At 45.2% G+C, this 23,279-nt stretch carries 29 protein-coding genes; 9 read left to right on the top strand and 20 right to left on the bottom strand.

Translation table 11 applies throughout. The features are described from left to right. Positions 1–15: 15 nt before the first annotated feature. Positions 16–528 carry an S-layer protein domain-containing protein gene (locus tag O8C68_13050; protein ID MCZ7396719.1) on the bottom strand — a complete coding sequence of 171 codons (513 nt, stop codon included), beginning with the start codon at positions 526–528 and terminating at the stop codon, positions 16–18. A 65-nt stretch (positions 529–593) separates the two neighbouring features. Between O8C68_13050 and O8C68_13045 the strand changes: the two genes are divergently transcribed. Then, positions 594–848, top strand: a complete 255-nt coding sequence (locus O8C68_13045) for a hypothetical protein (GenBank protein ID MCZ7396718.1) — start codon at positions 594–596, stop codon at positions 846–848. Positions 849–887: 39 nt separating this feature from the next. After that, the gene (locus tag O8C68_13040; GenBank protein MCZ7396717.1) at positions 888–1,115 is read left to right on the top strand and encodes a hypothetical protein; all 228 of its coding nucleotides are present in this window, start codon (positions 888–890) and stop codon (positions 1,113–1,115) included. Positions 1,116–1,453: 338 nt separating this feature from the next. On the opposite strand, the gene O8C68_13035 is transcribed toward O8C68_13040, so the two are convergent. Next, a complete protein-coding gene (locus O8C68_13035; GenBank protein ID MCZ7396716.1) occupies positions 1,454–1,972 on the bottom strand; it encodes a hypothetical protein in 519 nt (172 codons plus the stop codon). Between the two features lie 525 nt (positions 1,973–2,497). Here O8C68_13035 and O8C68_13030 point away from each other — a divergent pair. The 4 genes from O8C68_13030 to O8C68_13015 are packed head-to-tail and all read left to right on the top strand — an operon-like array spanning position 2,498 to position 5,557. Further along, a complete protein-coding gene (locus O8C68_13030) occupies positions 2,498–2,971 on the top strand; it encodes a hypothetical protein (protein MCZ7396715.1) in 474 nt (157 codons plus the stop codon). 50 nt (positions 2,972–3,021) lie between these two features. Beyond that, on the top strand, positions 3,022–3,582 hold the full coding sequence (locus O8C68_13025) for an amino acid-binding protein (protein MCZ7396714.1): 561 nt from the start codon (positions 3,022–3,024) through the stop codon (positions 3,580–3,582). Next, positions 3,579–4,574, top strand: coding sequence for a homoserine dehydrogenase (locus O8C68_13020; protein ID MCZ7396713.1), 996 nt, complete (start codon positions 3,579–3,581; stop codon positions 4,572–4,574). Before O8C68_13025 ends, O8C68_13020 begins: the two co-directional genes overlap by 4 nt. After that, on the top strand, positions 4,571–5,557 hold the full coding sequence (locus O8C68_13015) for a class I SAM-dependent methyltransferase family protein (protein ID MCZ7396712.1): 987 nt from the start codon (positions 4,571–4,573) through the stop codon (positions 5,555–5,557). Before O8C68_13020 ends, O8C68_13015 begins: the two co-directional genes overlap by 4 nt. A gap of 24 nt (positions 5,558–5,581) precedes the next feature. Here the strand turns inward: O8C68_13015 and O8C68_13010 are convergent, their stop codons facing one another. The 7 genes from O8C68_13010 to O8C68_12980 all read right to left on the bottom strand — a co-directional run bounded on the left by O8C68_13010 (position 5,582) and on the right by O8C68_12980 (position 10,991). Continuing rightward, positions 5,582–6,328, bottom strand: coding sequence for a dihydroorotate dehydrogenase electron transfer subunit (locus tag O8C68_13010; protein ID MCZ7396711.1), 747 nt, complete (start codon positions 6,326–6,328; stop codon positions 5,582–5,584). Beyond that, positions 6,325–7,215, bottom strand: a complete 891-nt coding sequence (locus tag O8C68_13005) for a dihydroorotate dehydrogenase (GenBank protein MCZ7396710.1) — start codon at positions 7,213–7,215, stop codon at positions 6,325–6,327. The genes O8C68_13010 and O8C68_13005 overlap by 4 nt, the downstream gene beginning before the upstream one ends. 49 nt (positions 7,216–7,264) lie before the next feature. Then, complete coding sequence (locus O8C68_13000) at positions 7,265–7,861, bottom strand: methyltransferase domain-containing protein (protein ID MCZ7396709.1); 597 nt, start codon at positions 7,859–7,861, stop codon at positions 7,265–7,267. 7 nt (positions 7,862–7,868) lie between these two features. After that, positions 7,869–8,126: a SemiSWEET family transporter gene (locus O8C68_12995; protein MCZ7396708.1), complete on the bottom strand. Its 258-nt coding sequence runs from the start codon at positions 8,124–8,126 to the stop codon at positions 7,869–7,871. A gap of 17 nt (positions 8,127–8,143) precedes the next feature. Further along, entirely contained in the window at positions 8,144–9,313 is a 1,170-nt protein-coding gene (locus O8C68_12990; protein MCZ7396707.1) for a cofactor-independent phosphoglycerate mutase, read from the bottom strand. 128 nt (positions 9,314–9,441) lie between these two features. Continuing rightward, entirely contained in the window at positions 9,442–9,807 is a 366-nt protein-coding gene (locus tag O8C68_12985; protein ID MCZ7396706.1) for a hypothetical protein, read from the bottom strand. A gap of 77 nt (positions 9,808–9,884) precedes the next feature. Further along, entirely contained in the window at positions 9,885–10,991 is a 1,107-nt protein-coding gene (locus O8C68_12980; protein MCZ7396705.1) for an ORC1-type DNA replication protein, read from the bottom strand. Positions 10,992–11,144: 153 nt separating this feature from the next. Here O8C68_12980 and O8C68_12975 point away from each other — a divergent pair, with 153 nt between their 5' ends. The 3 genes from O8C68_12975 to O8C68_12965 all read left to right on the top strand — a co-directional run bounded on the left by O8C68_12975 (position 11,145) and on the right by O8C68_12965 (position 14,458). Beyond that, positions 11,145–13,346: a DUF4332 domain-containing protein gene (locus tag O8C68_12975; protein MCZ7396704.1), complete on the top strand. Its 2,202-nt coding sequence runs from the start codon at positions 11,145–11,147 to the stop codon at positions 13,344–13,346. A 146-nt stretch (positions 13,347–13,492) separates the two neighbouring features. Next, positions 13,493–13,813: a helix-turn-helix domain-containing protein gene (locus tag O8C68_12970; protein ID MCZ7396703.1), complete on the top strand. Its 321-nt coding sequence runs from the start codon at positions 13,493–13,495 to the stop codon at positions 13,811–13,813. A 30-nt stretch (positions 13,814–13,843) separates the two neighbouring features. Then, positions 13,844–14,458, top strand: a complete 615-nt coding sequence (locus O8C68_12965) for a M50 family metallopeptidase (protein ID MCZ7396702.1) — start codon at positions 13,844–13,846, stop codon at positions 14,456–14,458. On the opposite strand, the gene O8C68_12960 is transcribed toward O8C68_12965, so the two are convergent. The 11 genes from O8C68_12960 to O8C68_12910 all read right to left on the bottom strand — a co-directional run. Beyond that, complete coding sequence (locus O8C68_12960; GenBank protein MCZ7396701.1) at positions 14,452–14,700, bottom strand: AbrB/MazE/SpoVT family DNA-binding domain-containing protein; 249 nt, start codon at positions 14,698–14,700, stop codon at positions 14,452–14,454. The genes O8C68_12965 and O8C68_12960 overlap by 7 nt on opposite strands. 174 nt (positions 14,701–14,874) lie before the next feature. Further along, positions 14,875–15,252, bottom strand: coding sequence for a DUF6516 family protein (locus tag O8C68_12955; GenBank protein MCZ7396700.1), 378 nt, complete (start codon positions 15,250–15,252; stop codon positions 14,875–14,877). Then, entirely contained in the window at positions 15,245–15,562 is a 318-nt protein-coding gene (locus tag O8C68_12950) for a hypothetical protein (GenBank protein ID MCZ7396699.1), read from the bottom strand. Before O8C68_12950 ends, O8C68_12955 begins: the two co-directional genes overlap by 8 nt. Before the next feature lie 184 nt (positions 15,563–15,746). Further along, positions 15,747–16,928 (bottom strand): hypothetical protein, encoded by a 1,182-nt coding sequence (locus tag O8C68_12945; protein ID MCZ7396698.1) that lies wholly within the window; start codon positions 16,926–16,928, stop codon positions 15,747–15,749. A gap of 95 nt (positions 16,929–17,023) precedes the next feature. Then, positions 17,024–18,607: an Asp-tRNA(Asn)/Glu-tRNA(Gln) amidotransferase subunit GatB gene (gene gatB / locus O8C68_12940; protein MCZ7396697.1), complete on the bottom strand. Its 1,584-nt coding sequence runs from the start codon at positions 18,605–18,607 to the stop codon at positions 17,024–17,026. Continuing rightward, positions 18,607–20,025: an Asp-tRNA(Asn)/Glu-tRNA(Gln) amidotransferase subunit GatA gene (gene gatA, locus O8C68_12935; GenBank protein MCZ7396696.1), complete on the bottom strand. Its 1,419-nt coding sequence runs from the start codon at positions 20,023–20,025 to the stop codon at positions 18,607–18,609. The genes gatB and gatA overlap by 1 nt, the downstream gene beginning before the upstream one ends. After that, positions 20,026–20,316 carry an Asp-tRNA(Asn)/Glu-tRNA(Gln) amidotransferase subunit GatC gene (gene gatC, locus O8C68_12930; GenBank protein ID MCZ7396695.1) on the bottom strand — a complete coding sequence of 97 codons (291 nt, stop codon included), beginning with the start codon at positions 20,314–20,316 and terminating at the stop codon, positions 20,026–20,028. 135 nt (positions 20,317–20,451) lie between these two features. Further along, positions 20,452–20,772 (bottom strand): hypothetical protein, encoded by a 321-nt coding sequence (locus tag O8C68_12925; GenBank protein MCZ7396694.1) that lies wholly within the window; start codon positions 20,770–20,772, stop codon positions 20,452–20,454. A gap of 105 nt (positions 20,773–20,877) precedes the next feature. Beyond that, positions 20,878–22,242, bottom strand: coding sequence for a radical SAM protein (locus tag O8C68_12920; GenBank protein ID MCZ7396693.1), 1,365 nt, complete (start codon positions 22,240–22,242; stop codon positions 20,878–20,880). 1 nt (position 22,243) lies between these two features. Continuing rightward, the gene (locus O8C68_12915) at positions 22,244–23,068 is read right to left on the bottom strand and encodes a hypothetical protein (GenBank protein ID MCZ7396692.1); all 825 of its coding nucleotides are present in this window, start codon (positions 23,066–23,068) and stop codon (positions 22,244–22,246) included. Positions 23,069–23,086: 18 nt separating this feature from the next. After that, the coding region (locus tag O8C68_12910; GenBank protein ID MCZ7396691.1) for a hypothetical protein at positions 23,087–23,279 on the bottom strand (193 nt) is incomplete at its 5' end.

The raw sequence follows: 23,279 nt of genomic DNA, 5'->3' as shown, positions 1-23,279 counted from the left end.
TAAAGTTTTTCATAATCACCAGTATTTACGCATGATATACAAAAGAATTAGAATGAAAACTATTCCCACTGACCAGAATACCGGTTCTCTTGGAGTAGATATTCTAACAGATGAGCTGTCATTAACTGAATTCTGGGTATCTTTTGGTATTGCTCTTGTTATATTCGGCAAAGGCTTCCCGGGATCGGTATACTGATAAACAGGGAATAGCGAAACAAGGTTTTGTTCAGATGAACCCGAATATATATTATCAACTTTAATAGATAGTATCGTCCTGTTGGTTTTATTGTACGTGAAATAACCTTTAATAGCCACGATTTCACTTTTTACAATGTTATCATCTTCTGTTAATTGAAGCCAGACAGAATCACCACTTACACTTTTTAGAGTCAGTACATACCCCTGGTACAGCCCATAGGAATCACCTGTGGCAAGATAAATACTGGTTCCATTCAACAGGCTATCGCTGGCTGCCGATGCCACAGGTATTAATAAAAATAAATATAAAACAGTTCGCAACCTGAGCATAATATTTTCATTGAGTTTGTACGCATGCTTATATATTTCCTTTGCATCTGGCAGAAATAAGAAATATGGTAATTTCAGCCAGATTGTGTTCAGGCAGAACAGCGTTTGAAGTTAGTACCAATATCAAAATCGACCTGATTAGCGCAAGCCGCGTTTTGAATACAAGGGTAGCGACAAAACATATATTACTGTTGGATTATAAGGGAGTTGAAATCTCAATGTACCCCAGCGGCAGGATGCTCATCAAAGCAAAAAGTAAAGAAGATTCCCTTGATGTAGCAAAAAATCTATTAGCTGAGTTGGGATATGCTGGAGAATGACCAAAAACATGATAAAACATTAAAATAATAAGGGAAACTATGAGAAGCTATCTAATCGTATGGTTTAATAGTGAAGGAGCAAAGCCGTCTGAGATTAATCAGCGTCTTATGTCCCTTGGGTTTAAGCCAATGCAGGGCACCCACGATTATGTCTATGAATGGGGGAAAAATGTGAATGTAGAAGAGATCCTGCGTTTTGGTGATAAAGTCCAGGTTACACTGCAGGGTTTGAACGTGATGTTCAAGCTTGAAACCATTAACAGTTAGTTATCTTATCTTTTATCATTTTTGTTATCGAAAACTATTAATCGCCACAAAACAACATAATTATTTACCTTATTGCACTGCAATAAGGTGCACGCTATGATGAGCTAGCAGGGATCGGCAGGAAAACCACATTGGAATATAAATCCAAGTTTCCAGGGTGTAAATGCCCCGTGACCATTCAAGGTCTAAAAGGAAAGTGGTTCGACTGGGATTTCTCCTGTTTAGGGTGCTAATTAAGAAAGCGCATGGAGCGCGATTCACGGCAAAGCCAACACAAATTCAGTGTTGCGAGGGTGCTGTGAGCCTTTGAAAAAAAGGTCAGCTCATCAACCCGTTTATTATTCTGCCAGCACTTCCATACCTGGAAGGGTACTTCCATCTCTAATCTTGTATTCCCTCTGGTTGCGATTTCCTTTCCGCAGAAGTATATTGTCACGATACATCCGTGCAAGATACGTGGATACGGTGCTCAGGTTAATCTTCCCGTAAACGCTCTCATATTGCCTTTTCACATCAAGGGATGAGAACCAGACCCTTGGATATTCAAATCGCAAAAACATCTCCAGACGCTCTTTCAGCGTGAGAGACTGTGAACCGTCAATACCGGTCGAAAATGTTGTTTCCTGCAGCTCAATTTTAGTTTTTGCAGCCGATATTATAAATTTAGCTGCAGATATCGCAAGGAATTCGCCTTCGAACCTAGCATCTGCTCTCGTGCCGTCGTCCTTAACCAGATGAATGAACATTTCATCGGCTTCGATTGAATTTAGATAATTTACCGCAAGCTCTGCCGCATCTTGCCCTTTATAATTCAAGCTGCCTGCATTTTTTCCTTCGATTTCAAGACGTATTTTCATTATGCCTCAAAAATAGGAGGGCTGTTCGCCCCATCGAGGCGAACAGCAGAACATCCGGATTCCCCTCCGATGTCCTTCTGGGTGAAATATTTGTTGTGAACTACATGTGAATAGATGGTAGTTATGCTATATAAGCTTTGAGTTTAAATAGAGGTTATTTTCCAGTTGAAACAAAGGGGTAGTATTTTTTAGACAAAAAACAGTTATTCACAGTTTTTAGCCTTAATAAGATATGAATATTACTTAAAATTCTATCACAACTATGTTCAGGTCTGGACAATCTATTTAATGACAACTGTAAATTAAGCTCTTGAGCAGGTGAAATATGGTAGAGGAAAACACGATTGAATCATTACTTGAGGAAAAGCGCATATTCATAATCTCGGGGATGTCACAACGCTGGCAGACCCTTCGGTGGTTGAGGCGCTTGTGAAGGAGAGGGAGTGAAAGCTTTGATGGTAGATTTGATCCGATAAAGGGCCAAGTGGTAATGAATTTATATAAGGAAAGCATAGGACTGCACGGATGGAACCTAAGAACTGTATCGTAAATGCAGAGATCCTGGCCATAGTCGGTGGAATAATCTCTATTATCAGTGTCTTTCTCCCCTGGTTCAGTGCAACAAGCGCAACATCCAACCTCTCGGTGAGCGGTCTTTTCTCAATAAGTGGAAGCGGCATGCTGCTGGGGCTCATTGGTAAAAATACTAACTGGGAATTCCAGGGAATAGGAGTCCTTGCCCTTGGAATCGCAAGCCTCGCAATATCGCTTGTTCTAAGGGGGAAGTTACAAAGTTTGGCATTGATTGCATGCGGCATCCTTATAATAGGCGGAGGGGCGGTCAATCTCTGGAGCCTTCGGGATGTTAGTTTATTCTCAGGGTCAATTTTAGGAGAAACTATTCAGTCCAGTATCGGTTACGGGCTATATGCAGTAGTAATAGGCGGGATGGCGGCTGCAACAGGTGGAATGCTTGCATTGAAAGACATCAACAAATAGTACCGTAGCCACCAAAAAAACTTATTACTCACCTCTGCATAGTGGGGGTCATGATTGTTTCCATGACCCTTGAACTCAAGGATATTCCGGGGCAGCTTGTTTTAGCGCTTTCACCTATATCAGAATTACACGGCAACATTATGAGCGTGGTACACCAGCACGACGAGAAAACCCCGAGAGGGGCAATACCCGTACAGGTCAGGTTTGAGATTGAACACAGGGTTCTGGATAAACTCATAGAACGGCTTGAGAACAGCGGCGTGAAGGTAGCAAGGGTGGGGGAAGAAAGGCTGAGATCTGCGGTTTCTGTAATCCTTATAGGGCACATTGTTCATTCAGACCTGGGAGATACCATAGACAAAATAGATTCCACTGGTTTTGCAGAAGTTGTGGACATGTCGCTCTCCATGCCTGCAATAGAGAAGGCTTCATCCGCATATCTTGTCATCAATGCAGTGGGCAAGAAAGAACTGGGCAAGGCTCTTGACATTCTTCGTGAAGTGGCGCATAAAAAAGACCTGCTCATGATAGAACCCATAAGGTTGAATTTTGATGAACCCGTCGAGAAAGAATGGATATCATCGGATTCATCAAATTCGGAGGGAACATGAAGACAGTCAGGATATCCATCATCGGGTTCGGCGCTGTTGGACAGGGAGTGGCGCGCTCGCTCCTTGCAAAAAAGGAGCTTCTTATTGAGCAGGGCATCGACCTGCGCGTTGTCGGGATATCGGATTCAAAAGGCAGCGAAATAAATACAAAGGGAATTGATCTTGAAAGTGCGCTTAGGAGAAAAAAACAGAAAGGCACTGTTGCAAAAGGAAAAGAGATTTCCCTTGATATTATCCGCGATGTAGAGCATGACATTGTGGTGGAAGTTACTCCCACCAATATCGAAAACGGGGAGCCGGGTTTAAGTAACATGCTTGCTGCGTTCGCAGTCGGGAGGCATGTTGTCACCTCAAATAAAGGTCCTCTTGCACTGCGCTTTACCGAGTTAAAGGAAGCAGCCGAGGATAACGGGCTGTACTTTCGATATGAGGCTACCGTGGGCGGGGCAGTTCCGATTTTCAACCTTATCCATGAAGCTCTGGCTGGAAATACCGTCATCGGGATTGAAGGCATACTCAACGGCACCTGCAATTACATCCTTACGAGGATGGCAGAGGAGAGGATGCCCTATGAACTTGTGCTGAAAGAGGCGCAGGAGCTCGGGATAGCGGAAGCAGACCCCACGTATGATGTGGAGGGCATTGATTCAGCCTGCAAACTGGTGATTATCGCAAACTCCATTTTCGGGCAGGATGCAACATACAGGGATGTTGAGGTTACAGGCATCACCAAAATCACGCCCGAAGCACTTGAGCTTGCGAATAAGAATAATTACGTGGTGAAACTCGTATGCGAGGCAGGGAATAAGCTCACAGTCGCGCCGCGGCTTGTCCCGAAGAGGCATCCGCTTGCTGTGGGAGGCACATTGAACGTTGCGTCCATACTCACAGACCTTGCAGGAAGAATCACCATCAGCGGGAAAGGGGCGGGTTCGATTGAGACCGCAAGCTCAATCCTGAGCGATATCCTGTATATTGTAAGAAATTCATGAAGGCTGTTCTTGTCAGCGGTGAAGAAGCTGAAACCATAAGGCAACAAATGCTTTCAGGGGATGGGCTTGATAAAACAAGAAAGCTTATTGAAAAGAATGGCTTTGTTGAAATCCCGGTAAAAACCAACACCACCGGTTATCCCTTCATCGAGCAGGAAAATCCTGAATTCTATTTCCCGAAAAAGACACTTGGCGATATTCTTGATATACCGGAGTACGAGAAAAAACTTTTGCCCTCAGGATGGCAGATTCTCGGGGATATTATCATAATTTCGCTTCGAGCCGAACTGGAGAATCGAAAAGCAAAGATAGGGAAGGCGCTTTTATCCCTTTATCCAAGATGCATGACGGTTCTTCTCGACCACGGAATAAATGGCAAAATGAGGCAGCCACAGCGGGAAATCATTGCAGGGGAAAAAACAGAAACCATTCACAAGGAAAATAGCTGCCTTTTTAAGCTCGATGCCATGCAGTTCATGTATTCGCAGGGAAACCTCGCTGAAAGAAAGCGCATGAGCAAACTGTGGAGGGGTGAAGTTGTCGTGGATATGTTCGCAGGCATCGGGTATTTCTCCATACCAATGGCGGTACATTCAAAACCAAAAAAGATATTCGCTGTAGAAATCAATCCTGCAGCATCTGGTTATTTGAAGGAGAATATCAGCCTTAACAACGTTGAGGATATAATTGAACCTGTACCCGGGGACTGCGCTATTGTTACTCCGCGCGGGATAGCGGACAGGGTGATAATGGGATATCTGGACGCGCATGAATATCTTCCGCAGGGTATTCGCGCACTCTTGCCAGGCGGGATTCTTCATTACCATGAGGCAGTGCCTGAGGAGATAGAGCGCCGCCCTGCCGAGAGGATAATTGAGGCTGCGAAGAAAGAGGGGCGAAAGGTGGAGATTATCGGGATGCGAAGAATAAAGAAGTACGCGCCGGGCGTGTGGCATGTGGTGGTGGATGCGAGGATGGATTAGGAAAACATCGATCGCCTGCTGCCGCTACACCTTCACCCTCTCCCCGCACTCATTCCTTCTGTAAACCCCGATCTCGGTATTCTTCAAAACCTCTCCTGAAAATACAGGCCCATCCCTGCACACACGCAACCCATCCACGCAGCACGCCCCGCATATCCCAATGCCGCATTTAATATAGCGATGAAGGCTGAATTGCGCCTTCGATGGAGCAACCTCATCGAGAACCTTTTTCATCATAGCCTCGGGACCGCAGCAGTATATCTGGCTGTATCTTTCCCGCGCTTCGAGCAACTCGGTCACAAATCCGCGCTCTCCCTCAGAGCCGTCATCCGTGGCAATCCGCATTTCGCCGACAGCTTCAAAGCGCTCCCTGAACAGCAGTTCATCTTTTGTTTTTGCGCCGAGCAGAGTTGTGACCTTAATTCCCGCTGAGCCTGTCTTTTCAGCAAGCGGTGCCAAAGGGGCTGCCCCTACTCCGCCAGCGATCAGCAGGATATGCCCTTTCTTAATCTCAAAGCCGTTGCCAAAAGGTCCTCTTATGCCAAGAGAATCGCATTCACCAAGTTCAAACAGCGCTGATGTTGCATGTCCGACTTTCTGGACTGTTATCGCATTCTCATAGGAAAGCGCCATCGGTATCTCATCCACTCCCCGGATCCACACCATCACGAACTGCCCCGGGATTAATTCAAAACTGGTATCGAAGAAAAAAGTCCTGATTGTCGGGGTCTCCTCCACAACCTTTGTGATCGCAACATTAACAGGTTTCATACTTCATGCGCCATCCCGTATATGTCATTCAATGTCCATTCTTTTTCTTCTAAAAATGCTTCCATGCAGGAGGAGACATCATCGAAAATATTGACATTATTCCCCACAGCAGAGCCGATCTCAACTGCCCTGGCGCCTGCCATGACGAACTCGATAACGTCCCGAAAGGAAGAAATACCGCCCACGCCTATTACAGGTATATCAAGGGTTTTGAAGAGGTCGTAAACGCATTTTATTGCAACGGGTTTTATGGCGCGACCAGAAAGCCCGCCGAATTTGTTGCCAAGTAGGGGATAGCCGCTTTCGATATCGATTGCCATCCCCCTCACAGTGTTGATTGCCACAACGGCATCAGCTCCGCCCTGCTGCGCTGCCACTCCGATTCTGGTTATATCGGTGACATTAGGCGTTAGCTTCACCCAGACCGGGACTTCGACGGTGCTTTTGACTGCCCTTGTGATTTCTTCAACAAGAACTGGATCCGTGCCTACTTCAGTCCCATAGCCATGGGCATGCGGGCAGCTCACATTGAGTTCAAATGCATCCGGGCAAAGTGCCTTTGCTACCTCTCTGAATTCATCTGGCTCTCCGCCGAATATGCTTGCAATCACAGGCACGCCTCCTTCTTTTGCTTTTTCTATTTCATCCTGGAAATTCCTGTATGAAGGATTGGGAAGACCCATGGCATTCAGGTAGCCGCAGTCCACCTCTACCATAGTCGGGTTGCTGTGACCTGCCTTCGGCTCCGCCCCGATGGATTTTGTTACAACCGCACCCGCTCCGCTTTCGGCTACTCGTTTCAAAGAGCCGCCTGTTGTACCCATGATGCCTGCTGCAAGCATGAACGGGTTTTTGAGTTTCAATCCTGTTAGAGTAAGTGGGAGCATCAAGGTAGCAATGTCTGGTATGTACTTAGCTTTTTTTATTTTAACTATTTTATAGCTTCACGGCAACCGAAGCGAACATACCCATGCCATAGCGCTCTATCTTTAATACATCAAACCCCGCATTTTGCAAAGCCAAAGAAACCTGCTCCCATGAAACTGTACTGACAGCCCCTCCGATTAGAACATCGAACCTTGGAAAAATACTTGCCTTGAAATCTAAATCCACAATCATGAAAAATCCTCCCCGCTTCAACACGCGAGCCGCCTCAAAAATCGCTTTTTCATAACCCGGCACATGATGGAGCACTGTTATCGAGACAACAGCATCGAAACTGCTTTCCTGGAAATTCAGGCTGACCGCATCCCCCCATTCCACTCTTATCCTGTCCTGAAGACCTCTGTTATTGACATTCCAGATCGCAGTTTCCACCATATCGCGTTCGTAATCAATGGCTATAAACCTTGAATATTTCAATTTTTCAGCCAGAAAAATAGCTCCAAGTCCCTGCCCCGTTCCTATTTCAAGAACAAAAGGAGAAGACGGAAAATACGGTATTAAAGCAGGTAAGAGCTTATTTGCCAGGTATCTCCAGATATATGCATGAAGCCGCGATTTGCAGTAGAACTTTTCTATACCGGATATCATGGTTTTATTATTTTCGATTGTAATAATAATATAAAGCTATTGCCACAACAAGTGTTATAAAACTGACCGCGTTGGCCACAATAATGATATTATCCCCAAGATGAATCCCATACAGAGTCCAGAGCACTACGCCTGCGCTGAACTGGAACAATGTAACAAGGCTCACGTCCTTTACAGATTTTATGCTGTGCATTTTTATTATCTGCGGCACGAACCCGAAAGTTGTAAGCACGGCAGCGGCAATTCCTATTAAATACCATTCCATACTCATGTCTCTCTTTTTTACTTAATAAGCAAATTCATCAGCCTGTGTCCTTCCACAGATCCAAAAACACCCTCTTTTGCTGCGAACTCATCAAACCTGTCCACATAATCCGCGCTTTCAGTGGAAGAATATATCGCAAAAGGAACTGGCTCTCCTGTGTGCGTTCTCACAGAAATGGGGGTGAAATGGTCTGGCAATACCATAATACTATAGTCCCCGGCAAGTTCATTCAACATGCCTCCAACCACTTTCTCATCAAAATCCTCAATTGCCTTTATCTTTGCTTCTATATTTCCCATATGTCCTGCTTCGTCAGGCGCCTCCACATGCACAAGCACAAATTCATGGTCTTTTAGCGAACGGAGGGCATACGCTGCTTTACCGGAAAAGTTGGTATCCAGATATCCCGTAGCCCCGGGAACATTTATGATATCAAGACCGGCATACTTCCCGATACCTTTTAATAAATCCACTGCCGAGATAATCGAGCCTGAAACTCCGAATAAGTCCGCAAATCGAGGCATGTTCGGCGCCCTTCCCTGCCCCCATGGCCAGATAAGGTTGGCTATGTTCTTCCCGGCTTTTCTTCGCTTCATATTGATTTCATGGTTTTCAAGTATTGGTTTTGATGCTTTTATGAGAGCTATCAGAATCTCCGAGCCCTCCCCGCGCGGCAGGCAATCATCTACTGACTGCCCGACCACATCGTGAGGCGGTGTACATTGTGCCTTTTCGCCTTTTTTCATTACAAGCAGATGCCTGTAACTCACCCCTGCATAAAATTTCCCCTGGGTTCCGAGTTCCTCATCAACGGCCTCGATAAGGCTCTTGGCTTCTTCGCTTGAAATATGCCCCGCGCTGTAATCGGCAATCGTTCCTTCCTTCTCCGTGATGAGATTGCACCGGAAAGCCACATCATCACTTCCAAGTGTTATTCCGATGCTTGCAGCTTCAAGAGGACCGCGTCCTGAATAATATTGTGCTGGGTCATATCCCAGTATGGAAAGATTCGCCACATCGCTCCCTGCGGGCATATTCTCAGGTATAGTTTTAGCAACACCGCATTTTCCATGCTTGGCGATAAAATCCATGTTCGGGATATTTGCAGCCTGAAGGGGCGTGATGCCGCCGAGCTCAGGGATGGGATAATCCGCCATCCCGTCTCCTACAAGGACGATGTATTTCATATCCTCAATAAAGAATGCTAATACAATAAAATATCGGTTGATCTGAAATATCTGTCAAAAATTCTAAAATCAGAGATAACCTTATTTTCAAAATCTAAAGATTCACGGAAATTTAAGAATGGAACTGTTTAACCCTTCGCTACAAGAGCGAAGAATAAAACCAGAACGACTACAAACTGCGGAACTATGTACCATTTTACCATTTTCTGAAGCCCCGCGACACGGTTGTTCAGTTCATCCAGATCTGCCGTGAGCTTCTTCACAGGGTCATCATCGACTTGCGATGAAGGGATTGATATCACAGGCTGAGCCTGAACTGTCGGCATCTGCGTTGCTTTCACCATCTGTGCAGTTTTGATAGTCTGGTTAAGTGCATATGTTTTCTTTGGTTTGGTTATTACAGGCCTGACTTTCTCTATCGGCTTAAAATTCGGATCCTTTCCTCTTCCTAACGTATGGAATATCTGATCTTCAGTTACGTCCAGTATTGACATGTTGTACCCTCTATATTGATATTGTTATTACTCTTATATAATTCTTTTTACATCAAAAAGTATCGCGGATAGTGAACTCACAGCCTTGCACGGACTTCCTCAGGATGATACCGAAGCTTTACCACTCTGCTTCTCCCGCGCTCCCCCTTGCCTGTAAAATCAGCATCTATTAGTTTGACAGAGCCGAGCTTGTTCAGCATCTCATAGAAGCGCGTGTAGCCGAGGGCGGTCTTTGAGTGGAACCTCTCATAAAGCTCGCCTGAATTGGACTGCGGGAAATCGGCTATCAGTCCAAGAAGAATCTTCTCATCCTTTTTCAACGCCCGCATCATATACGAAAGGTGCACAAGCCGCGATTTTTCATAGGCAGTCTCAACATCCTGCGGGGCTATCGTCCTGCTTGCACGGCGCTCTGCGTTAAGAGCGGCGCGTTTTAAGAGGTCTATCCCCACACGTAAATCCCCGAGAGCAAATGTGTGTTCTGTAATCTTCTCAAGAACGCCGCTATCAAGCACGTTTGGATAAAACCCGAGCTTTGCGCGGTTTGACAGGATATCTTTTATTTCATCGTATGAATACTGCGGGAATTTTATCTCCTCAGGCAAAAACACGGATTCCACTTTCGGGTCAAGCAGATGCGGAACGCCTGTATCGCTCAGTACTGCTATAACGCCCACACGCGCTCCTGGATGCGTCTCGTGCGCCCGCAGCAGCGAATAAAGCACCTCATTGACCTCATTCTCGTAGAAAAGATAATTCATGTCATCGAGCGCTACCACAAGCACTTTCTCGCGCTCAGCGATGTGTTTTACCACTTCGCTGAAAATCTTTTTGAAAGAAACGCCGGATGAAGGAGGAGCATACCCTATAAGCTTCTTGAAAATCTGGGAATACACGGCATATCTTGTGGAATTTACCTGGCAGTTCACAAGCACCGGGATTATTTTAGGCGTGTGCTTCTCTATTTCCTCGAAAATCTTAAGCACAGCCGTGGTCTTGCCTGTGCCGGGAGCGCCGATGCACAGGGAGTTCAGGGGTCGAGAGCCGCCCAGCCCAGGACGGATGCTGTACATCAGAGCCTGCAACTGCGCATCCCTGTGGAGAAAATGCTCGGGTACGTGGTCAAGCTCGAAGAGCTCGCTGTCTTTGAATAATGTCTGGTCCCACGCGAGAAGGTCTTTCATGTGATATTACTTTCACTTAGCTTTAAATAAGCTTTGCGAAGGTATTTTCGGGTACTTCGCAGGATTTTGTCATTAGAGCCCCGTGAGAACGGTAGATATAAATAAAACTTTTAAAAATATTGAATTAAACATTATATTTAGATGGTGGGTGCTATGAAAATACGATGCATGGGAAAATTGAGTTCGTCCAGAAGAGCTATATATGAAATATCTATGCGGATGTCTGTGAATGTAAGGGTTTCAGGATATGTGTTTACGCTATTGGTTGCGGCATTGCTGCTCACAAACGGTGCGGCAGCGCAGGGACAATGCGATGCAGCCGATGCATTGCTTAAGGCACAGCTGTATGACGATGCCCTGACTAATTATACTGCTTTGCTGAAACAAGACCCAAAACTTGACTGCGCATTGAATGGAATCAATGAATCGCAGCGCGCACAGGCAATAAATTCCTACGAGTTAGGTCGGGCGTATGAGAATGCCAGTCAAGTGGATTTAGCCCGCAATGCTTATATCGAAGCCTTAAAGAAAAACCAGACATTCACGGAGGCTCAGCAGGCTCTGGAATATTTACCTGGAGGGAATATACCCTATTGGCGAGATGCCCGAAGCTGGATAGGGCGATGGGGACAGCCTGTGGGCGAGATTGTAATCTTCCTGCTGGGACTATACATCCTGATATCTCGGATTTGGCCATGGTTACGGAGCTTCTATAAGGAGCCACGATTGGACATCCAGGACTTCGACAAAGGAGCAACGGGACTTGAAATAGGGAAAGGAATGGGAGCGATGATGGAAGAGTCGCTTATGCAGTTAGAAACCAGTGGGGGTGCACATGTGCATCTAGTGGAGGCCGAAATGCTCCCTAAAATTCCTGTTGACGTTAAGTCGGTATCGCCGCAGATAAAGATCATGTCGGACTTGATTGAGTGGATAATTCCTTCGAATGTGATTACTCTATCAGGTTATTTGGAGAAGCCGGGGGATAGCGGTGCTGGGTTGACATTGTCTATTGTGGAGAACCAGACTGGGAATATCCTGAGTAACATTACGATCTGGCAGAAAGATTACGACCCGACAGCGACACAGTCCGCGGTGAAGGACAATGACCCGGTGCCGTACTATTGCTTGGTCGAACCGGCAGCAATCTGGGCCCACTTCCAATTGAGAGCTGCTATGGAAGATGCTGGGAAGTCTGCTCATAGAGGCATTAATGACTGGCAGAGTTACGCTTACTTACGAGCCGGCATGCGCTGGAGGATAGAAGGTAAAGATGACAAAGCGAGGCTAATGTTTCTGAATGTGCTGAACAGACATGAGAACAATTTGGAGGCACTATTCAACCTGGGAGTTATGGATACAGAAGCAGGAGAATATGAACGAGCGCTGGAGCGACTGGAGCTGGTAAGAAAAGACACTAAACCAGATAAGATTGTGTGGTACAAGGCTGAATACCAGTTGGCTGCCACCAGCGGGTACAAAGGCGACCTGTCCAAGGCAGAGGAGGAAGCGAAGATGTTGGTGAAAGCAATCCGGGAAACTATCAATGAACTGGAGAAAAGTAAAAACAAGGCATTGAAAGAGTTCCTGATATCGTTCTATCCGATGGCGGTTATCCTGTATGCGGGAATCCTGGTGGGCAAGGACAATATAAAGGAGGCTGAGACCCAGATCACGAGCATCAACCAAAAAAAACTCTCTTACAGGAGCCGGTATAACCTGGCCTGCTACTATTCCCATGTTGGTGATAATGAAAAGAAGAAATACTCTTCAACTAAGGCATATCAAGAAGCATTATTCCATCTGGAGTACGCCCTCGAAAGAGGAGGCACCCTCGTCCAGTGGGCTCAAAAAGACCCTTCGTTGAAAGGAGTACGTGAGTTTAAGGAGACAAAGACTAAATTTGATGAAATTATCAAGAAGTATGGAACTTCCGTACCTGACACTTCTGACCTGTTACCCTTAGCAGGCTTGGCAATTATCAGGGAGGCTTACGCCAGGCAACTTAAAGAGGAGGGAATATTCTCGCACTGCGACCTGATCCTGAAGGCTGATACACCATCATTACGGGAAGAGCTGGCGAAAAAGCTCGGCATCAGCACCACGCTCCTGCGGCGGTGGGCGCTCCTGGCTGATCTGATGCGCATCGTAGGGAACACACAGTATGCCAACCTGCTGGAAGCTGCAGATGTGGGCTCGCTTGATGCTCTTAAGAAGGTAAGCGACCCGTGTGAACTGGCAAATTTGTTAAGCCAAGTTAACAAGGCACAATCTTTGGTGAAGCAATTGCCGCCTCTGGAAAATGTTCAGCAGTGGGTGCAGGATGCCAGGAAGACTAAGCCCAAGGTCTTGTAGATGAATACTTACCCCAGCACAGTACCATATAATCTACATGTGGTTTGATGCATTAATAGCGCTGCTGGTTGGAAGTTATTATTCCTTATTATAGAGGCATATTTTGCCTAAAGATTTAAATCGTATCAATGCATCTTTATATTTATATGGCAAAAACGATGGATAAATACCTTTATTCCGAAACCGCAGCCGTTCAGGACGTTTACACCCGAAAGATAGGACAGTTATCCCCTTCGGTTAAACTCGTTTTCAAGGTGCTTGAATACAAAGGTCTTCTTACGCAGAAAGAGCTCGTGGCTGAGAGTTACTTGCCCCCGCGAACGGTGCGCTATGCCTTGAGCAGGTTAAAAAAGGAAGGCATCCTTGAAGAGCGGCTCTATTATAAGGATGCGCGCCAGTGCCTCTATGGTGTGAAAAGCCCTCAGCAAGACGAGTTATTGTCAAACTTCGCGTGCGGCATGGTATAGTTTATATGTTTTTAACTGTATTTTTAGGCTATGGATAGGAGCAGTTCAAGGGAGATAGTGCATCTCGTTGCATCCCTAATAGTTCTAACTATTGCGTTTACTCCCTATCCCAGTTTAAGTCGTGAAACACTGTTAATATCAGCTTTTGGAGTGGGGATAGGTTTCATGCTACATGAACTAGCCCATAAATTCACAGCTCAAAAATATGGCTATGTTGCTGACTATGAAGCAAGTCCAATGGGTCTTCTTTTAGCGCTTGGTCTTTCTTTTGTCACTAAAGGTAATTTCGTATTCGCTGCACCTGGTGCTGTAATGATTCGCGGCAAAAGAGCGTTGTACAGCCCGCCTGAAGACCGCTACTGGGAGTCTCTCCAGAGCGCAAAGGAGTTTGCATACATCTCGGTTTCTGGTGCGATAGTGAATCTTATACTTGCGGTATCTTTTATTACCGCTTCATTCTTCGTTATGCCTTCTGGCCTAGCATACGAGGTTCTCAGTAGGGGCGCCTTTATCAATGTGTTCCTTGCAGGATTCAACATGATACCTTTCGGACCGCTTGATGGTGCAAAAGTGTGGCGCTACAACCCGGTATTATGGGCGATGATAGGAATTCCGGCGATTGTCTTGTTTTTTATTCTTCAATAAGGAGACCTTGGTTTTGTAAAATTACGAATACTGGAATCTTTTCGCATTTTTTCAAGTACAATAGTGAAATCTTGGGGCAGAAAGTCGCAGAACTCCTTTATTCTGGGTATAGTTTTTCTCACAATGATTTTTCCGTTATCAAGAGACACATCAACTTTCTCTCCTCCTCTGATCCCAAGTGCTTCCCTTATCTTTTTCGGGATGGTTATTTGTGCATGTCGCGTAACAGTCACGGTTGTCATAAATAATACTATTTAATAATAGTATTTAAAAACGGCGTAGAGAAAGCAGCAATAACTCCTACCGAGCTTGAGAAGAAGATGTGAGCGCTTCGGGAGCGCCGTCGGCGAGTGCGGCTGTGCCAGCGTGGGTTGTGTGAGGGAGGGAGGCGCGACCGAATAGGAGTTTATTATTTCTTAAAATCCTTCCTGAACTATCACTGAAAGCTCTTCCAGTATATCTTCCGCGGTCATCTCTTTTGACTCATGAACTCCATCTTTCCTGTGCACATGGTCTGGAAAAGTGGAAACTTCTCTATGATGAGGCGCATTGTCCCATCTTATTATAAGTTCATCATTTTTTTGGAGATGATACGAATATTTATCGCGTTTTATCCTGTCCTTAAGAATAGTGATATATTCAGAAACAAATAGTTCTGACCCATCAATCATCAGAACCCTGCAATCCAAAAATCCAGAAACAGAGGTGATGAATTCATCAAGTATCTCAATATCCTTAACAATCGGAGATGCGGTTAAAGATGCCTTGAGATCAGCAAGGAAGTTCTCAAGCATGAACTACCTTTTCAATCTCCTTTAACCGTTCCATGAGCTTGTTGAATGTATCCTTATAAGCATACCATTTTAGGTATTCCCTGTCATCCCCAAGTTTGCCTGCCTTGAATTTCTCGTAAAATTCGTCTGAGCTCATTTTGTGGCGTTTTTCAAAATCAGCAAGCGAGTTCTTGAACTGCTTGAGCTCGCGCTTGACCATGCCCAGCTCTACCTTTAACATTTTATTTATAGTGGACTCTATATATTTTTTCTCGAACTCAAGACCGTGGGAGAGTTGGGAATTTATGGCTTTCACGTATTCGGAGGACATAACTGTAATATGCATTGGCTTTTAACGTTATAAAGGTTGCTTGAATAAAATTGGAACATTGCTGGCGATGCGTGGCTCGGCGGCGCCGTCGGCGAGTGCGGCTGTGCCAGCGGGAGTTTGCAGAAGAGGGGCGGCGCAATACCAAAAAAAGAAAAGGTTAATATTGGATGACCTAGGATAAATTCTATTTAACTTCTATTTTGATCGTATCTGCTCCACTGGCTTCTTTAATTGTATCTGAAAGGATTTTTTGACCTTGCTTAATTTCAAATGTAGCTTCCCAGTTTAAAAATGAAGATATCATTGCGTAAAGATATAATAACGCTACTGGGATCATTAAGAATATTAATTCAAAAATCCCCACATTTAATACATCCCTAAATACACTAAGATTAGGCATATCGGGCATTTTTTCTATTGGATTGAAATTAATAGTGTCTTTTATTACAATTCCAGTGATGGATAAAACTATGATTATGATATATAATATCGTAAATCCTTTAAGTCCCTTTTTTAAGATTCTTCTCCTATCAGCATGCTGTTTTTCTTCTTTTTGCAAAATTAATATGCTAAACATTACAACAATCCCAAGAAGCGCCGCAAATACTTGCGCTGCAGTGGAATAAAAATAATAGAGAGTGGGCTGGGTTTCAGAAACTACTAAGACATTAAAATAAAACAATAAAAACATTAATAATATAATATACATAACCAAAAGACCCATACTCCAAACTTCTGAAAAAACACTTTTTTTATAAGTTATATTTCCCTCCATAGAGGATTTAATAGATTCAGGTAAATATCTTTCCCTTACCAAATAATAAATACCATAAGCCAAGAAAAGTATGAAAACTTTAAAAAACAAAAAATCAATACTCGAAGAAGTTAATAAAGGGAATAATGTAAATACAAATGAATAAGTTGATGCATTGAATTTTTTATCTTCTTCCGATGACTTATTTAATCTCCATGCGAACATAAAATAGGAAAAAAGTACAACACGTAATGAATACACAACTATTATTAACATCAAGATAAACGAAACGGACTTAGAATTTGATCTAATTAATTGTGGAATAAATATTATAATAAATAAAATATTCACCATAAAATCAATTTTATTTGTTAAAAATTTATTTTTAAATTTTTTACGCAAAATAATATCCAGTCCAAAAACAAAACCTGCGATAATCGAAACAATACCCAAAACATACAGCAATCCTAGATCTACATTAGTATCCTTTTTTGAAGCTATCAATAGGGTCATTAAGCCAAAAAAAAGTGCATAAAACGAAACTGCATCACTTGGATTCTTCTCTAAATAATCAAAAAATTTAATCACAGAAGAGCGTGCATTCCCAAACATTAGTTACCATCTCGTAAACTATTATAATAACGACTCATTGGTATTTCAATCTTAAATCTATATCCACTCTATTCATTGTCTTGAGAACAAAAAAATTACTTTCCCAGCTTCCCCAGCAGCACTTCCCTCGCCGCCCGCGCATCTGCCCTGCCCTTTGTCTTCTTCATCACCGCGCCCACAAGCGAGTTGAGCGCCTTTTCCTTTCCGGCTCTGTAATCAGCCACAGCCTGTGGGTTCTCCTTTATCGCCTCAAGCGCCGCGGTCTCCACGATGTTCCCTTCCACTTTTAGCAATCCCTTTTCTTTAACTATTTCACTAACTTTTTCCTTCGATGGCACTTTCGGTATGGCTTTCTCAAGAATGGCTCTTATGGTTTCTACTGCACCATCTTCTGAGATTTTATTGTTTAACAAGAAATCAAGTATATCTAACATATCTTTTGATGTTAGTTCACGCTCAGGGGTTTCTGGTTTTTGTGTTCGAATAATAAAAATATTATTTTTATCCCTAAATGCCCCACATGCACAATTAAATCTATCATTTTCCAAGAACATTCTTTTGCCGCAATTCCAACAATTCGGTGGCTCTTTGTAGACATTAAAAGATGCATCACGGTAATTCAATTCGCCTTTCAGCACATCGCATATCCACACGGCAGCCATTTTGGGGGCTGCTCTCTTTGCTACATCTTCATAAAATTCTGCCAGCCTAATCTCAGATGTCAGCGCCTTGGCATGGTCATCCATAATCCCATACTGCTCCACAAACCTCATCCGCCTCGCATCCGGCAGCTCTGGCAGCGTCTCCTTTATCGCGGGCGCCCATCCTGAAATCTTGAGGGGCACGAGGTCAGGCTCAGGGAAATAGCGGTAGTCGTGCGCCTCTTCCTTAGAACGCATGGAAAGTGTGATCTCCCGCGCCTCATCAAAATGGCGCGTCTCCAGCACCACAACGCCGCCGCGGCGCAGCACGTTCTTCTGCCTCACGATTTCATACAGCAGCGCCCGCTCTGCCCCTTTATGCGAGCTTATATTCTTGATCTCGGCGCGCTGCCCTCCCATTATGGAGATATTGGCATCCACACGCAAGGCGCCTTCAAGATTGCCGTCGAAAACGTCGAGATATTCAAGTATGTTTCGAAGCTTGTCGAGATATCGCCGCGCCTCTTTCGGGCTCCTGAGGTCTGGCTCGCTCACAACCTCAAGAAGCGCCATTCCTGAGCGGTTGTAATCGATAAGCGTATACTTTGATTTCTCGATTGTGCCCTCATGCACAAGCCTTCCCGGGTCTTCTTCCAGATGGGCACGTGTAATCCTGACTGTATGTTCCCCGCCCTCGCCCTCTATGGTGATATAGCCCTGGCTTGAAATCGGGAAATCATACTGCGTTATCTGGAAGCCTTTCGGAAGGTCGGGATAATAGTAGTTCTTTCGATAAAACTGCGTATGCTCCTCTATCTTGCAGCGGAGAGCCAGTCCAACTTTTATGGCTGCTTCCACTGCCTTTTTATTTATCACAGGCATGGCGCCGGGAAGCCCCAGGCACACAGGGCACACATGGGAGTTAGGTGGGTCGTTGTGATAATCGGTGGTACATCCGCAGAATACCTTGGTCCTGAGTTTGTTCAACTGCACGTGCACCTCAAGCCCGATTTTCACGCCGTCAGGATTTTCATACATTACAATCCCTCCGGTCTTCTGGTATGGAAATCCGTATTCTCTTCAAACGTATAAGCAGTGCGCAATATCGTGGTTTCATCAAAATGCTTCCCGATTATCTGCATCCCGATTGGAAGCCCTTCTGAAAAGCCGCACGGCACTGAAATAGAGGGAACGCCGGCAAGGTTTATGGGCACGGTATCCACATCTGCGAGATACAGCGAGAGCGGGTCATCTATTTTTTCCCCGAGTTTGAATGCAGGATAAGGCATTGTGGGCGTGATAAGGACATCCGCATCCCTGAATGCGCGCTCAAAATCCTGCTTTATTAGAGTTCTTACCTTCAGGGCTTTTAAATAATACTTGTCATGATACCCTGCAGAGAGTGCGTATGTGCCTAAAAGAATCCTTCGCTTTACTTCGTCTCCAAACCCTGCTGCCCTCGCCTGCGAGAATGTGGTATGCCAGTCCGAATCCTCAGTCCTGAGACCGTATCTCATGCCGTCAAAGCGCGCAAGGTTGGAAGAGGCTTCGCTCATGGCTATTATGTAATATGCAGAAAGTGCATATTTCGTATGTGGCATCTTTACTTTCATTCGGCTTGCTCCGAGGTCTTCAAGCGTATGAATCGCATCCCAGACAGCTTTTTCCACATTTTCATCCGTTCCTTCCCCAAAATATTCTTCAGGCACCCCTATTTTTAAACCAGTTACATCGTTTCTTAATGCTGACGAATAATTTGTTTCTCGCGCTACGGATGTGGAGTCGCGAGGGTCGTAACCAGAGATTACATCAAAAAGCGCTGCAAGGTCGCGGACATTCGTGGCAAACGGTCCTATCTGCTCAAGTGAGTTGGCATAGGCGATAAGCCCATAGCGGGATACAACGCCGTATGTTGGTTTTAATCCGACAATGCCGCAGAACGAAGCAGGGCAGCGGACAGAGCCGCCTGTATCGGAACCGAGGGCAAGCGGCGCTTCTCCTCCTGCAACTACTGCTGCGCTGCCTCCGGAAGACCCCCCTGGCACCCTATCCAGGTTCCACGGGTTCCTTGTAGCACCGTAGAAACTTGTCTCAGTAGAGGTACCCATGGCAAACTCGTCCATATTTGTCTTGCCTATAATCACTGCGCCAGCTTCTTTTAGCCTCTCGATAACATGGGCATCGTATGGAGGGACATAGCCTGTCAGAATCTTTGAGGCACAGGTGGTCTGGATACCTTTTGTGGAAATATTGTCCTTGATTGCCACAGGTATGCCTGCAAGGGCTCCATCATGACCTTCTGAATCTATTTCCCTGGCACGGGAAAGCGCACTTTCTTTTGCCTGGGTGATAAAGGCATTCAGTCTGCTGGATTCTATCTTCTCAAAATACTCAAGAACAATTTCGAGAGAAGACTCGGCATGGATTCTTTCTTTCAGCTCATTGATACTTACCATTTACATCATCCTTGGAGCTTTGAAGAAACCATCCTGCTTTTTCGGGGCATTGGAAAGCACTTCCTCCTGCGGCAGCGAGCGTGTGGGGACATTTTCAACATCGTCCCTGAAAACATTGTTCATCGGCAGGATGTGGTATGCAGGTTCAACACCTTCCGTATCTACCTCATCAAGCTCCCCGAAATAATCAAGAACCGAATTAAGTTTGGGCGTGTATTTTTCCTTGTCTTCCTCGCTTAATTCAAGGCGGGATAACCATGCTATGTGCTCAAGGTCTTTTTTGGATATCATAATGCTCTCTGCAATTTGAATTAAGTGTAATAAGCCTTACCATATAAACATTAAATCTGCGTTCATCCGCGGTTCCATCTTTACGCCTCCTTTTTCCTCCTCACAATCTTTAACCCTATCCCTCCCGGCTCTTTCTCATTGAGCAGCTTCAGCTTCCTGCGCCTCTTTCTTCTTCTCCTTCTCTTCCCATATCTTTTCGAGCTTATCCCTGGCATCCTGGAACAGTTCCTTTATCCTTTCCTTTCTGCACAGCTCAATTTCCTTCCCGCACTCCGGGAAAGCCTTCTCGCATCTATCCGCAAGCTCGTAGCAATCTTCTTCGAGAGCGGGCAGATTTTTCTCAATGGCTGCTCTGATGTCCAGAGTCTCAATTTCAAACCTGGCACTGTTAATGATTGCAGGGATAAGCTGCTTCTGAATCGTCTTCAGCCGGACGCACGGATCCAAAATCACCATTTAAAACACCACTAATCGCATCTTCAAACTCTCAATAGCCCAGTTTACCGATTGTAACGTATATGAGTTTTTGGTATATTGTCAAAGAACCCGATATGCGCATTCCTACTTCATAACCCTAAAAACAGCATCCGTCAGCATCTCAAAAGGTTTCACAGCAAAGCTCCCTAATTTCCTTCTCATCCCGAACTGCGCCTGCCCTTTAAGAATCGCAAAATTCATTTTTATCTCGGAGAATTCATCGTCATAGATAAGCACATGGTCCCAAATACCCTCCGGGACTTTCCATTCCTTTTTAATCCTGTGCTTCACCCTCTCATAAAGGAGAGTACCGGGCAGTGGATAGGGCACTGTGAATGAAAGGTAATCAAGAGGAAGGGATGTGGAAAAACTTAAAGTATCGAGCACTGTGTCATCGGTCTCCCCGGGATAACAGAGAATGAAAAAAGCCCCCGTGCGAATCCCAGCCGAATGGGCAGCCTCCACAGCCCTGCGCGCATTATCTACCGTGATTTTTTTTTTCATCATCTTCAATATCCTGTCATTGCCGGATTCTATCCCGAAGAATATCCTGTCGCAACCCGCCTCCTTCATCAAAGCTGCAATCTCCCTGTCGATGGAGTCCACCCTGCCCAGGCATTCCCATTTGAAATCAAGCTCTCGCTTCCTGATCTCCTCGCAAAACTTAAGAATTCTTTCCCTGTTAAGCGTAAATACGTCATCTGCAAAGTGGATGCGGTCATATCCATATGAGAGCGCCTCTTCCACCTCAAGAAGCACATTCTCAGGCGACCTCTCACGATATGAAATACCGAAGACCGCGTTGCTGCAGAACTCGCATCTGAACGGACAGCCCCTTGTCGTGATTATCGTGGTGGTAGCATGCCCGAACCTTCTCTTCGAATACCCGATGTATTTGTTGTTCTGGAGTAAATCCCTCGCGGGAAACGCTATTTCATCAAGATGTGCCTCTAATTTTCTTGAGGCTGTGAAAACAATTGCAGCCGTACTTTTTTCTCCTCTCATCGTGTTCTTTCTCCTGCATACGATTCCCTGTACGGATTCAAAATCGCTGCCGCTTTCATAAGCACGGACTACCTCTGCCATTGCCTTTTCCCCTTCTCCCCTGACCACAACATCGAAATCCTCCATAAAGGGAAGGGGATCGCACGACGGCAGTGGCCCGCCTGCAACAAGAAGGTCACACTTGTTCCGTAAGGCTCTTGCAAACCTTATGCACTCCTCACGCATTGTCACCATGCAGTATATCCCAGCCACATCTGCGCCACAAGCACGGGCAGCCTTCATCGCATCCTCTCTGTTCATGAAGGTGCAGTCAAGTATTTCAACATCGTACCCTGCATTCCTGAGACTGGATGCCACATAGCCCACTCCGAGAGGAGGGAAACGGAAGATAGACCTGTTGTTCGGGGGATTAAAATATGGATATATCAAAAGAACAGAGGTCATTTTACCTGCATACCATCCTGATATTATAAGAAAAATTAGGTGTATCCGGAGGTATCGAATAGGCAAGCCCTGACCATGCAAGCCTGCCCGGCACAAGTTCCCTTCCCCGGAATATCCTTGCTCCAGCCACCTTCTGCAATGTAAATTCAAGTCTGTGGTTGGTATCCTCAAATGATGCCTCGTCCGCAAAAGTCTCATCCCATGTCCCTATCGCATTTCCTTTGAGAGATAATCCGCTTGAATCGCGGTACTTATCAAAATAGTTTGCACCCTGCTCGTTCATGAGCATTATCCCTGTGCAATTATATTTCTTCACCCTGCTTGTATCCACGCTGATATGGATATTCCCTGCGCGGATTATGTAGAGCACCTGCACAATGCCGCGAGAAGGTATTTCCTCAAATCGCGTTACTATGCCGAAGGTGCGCCTTGCGATGCTGGAGGCATGGGTGAGTATTTTACGAAGGTGAGGACATTCCCTGTGCAAAGAGGAGAGAAACCCCTTCATCTCGTAAAAAGTCCTGCTGTTTATTTTCTTACCCTTCACAGCCATCCTTTCCCAAAGATTGAGGTCATAATCAATGGTTAATGAGGTTTTATCCTTCTCTATGTTTTTAGTTATGCGAGCACAGCCCGGAAAAATTGCTTTGTGCCCGAACTTGAGTACGGGGACTCCGAACCCTGTTCCTTCTTCAGCCAGGTCAATATCGCCGAAGGAAAGTGAAAGCCCTTTCTGTATCCTACATGAGGCATAATCAGAACCAGCAACTTCCCTTATTCGTAATGATATATCCCCCATCCATGGAATCTTCTCCTGTATGAACATCTTAGAGGCCTATGTATATCAGAAGGTACATATGCAGCCCGAGGAGCAAAGCCAGTATCCATAATTGCTCAGCAGCGTGTGCACCACAGTCTCCAGATGTTTTGACCGGATGGTGGGCAGTCGTACCAGCCGCATCCCGTGGTATTCGGGAAGCGACGGCGTGAAGTAAGTTCGACAGTAGACGGTTACTTCGTGACCCATCTGCACCAGC

The organism is Candidatus Methanoperedens sp., from assembly GCA_027460525.1.
GTDB lineage: Archaea > Halobacteriota > Methanosarcinia > Methanosarcinales > Methanoperedenaceae > Methanoperedens.
The sequence above is the reverse complement of the archived record's forward strand: the minus strand, read 5'-3'. Positions and strand labels throughout refer to the sequence as shown.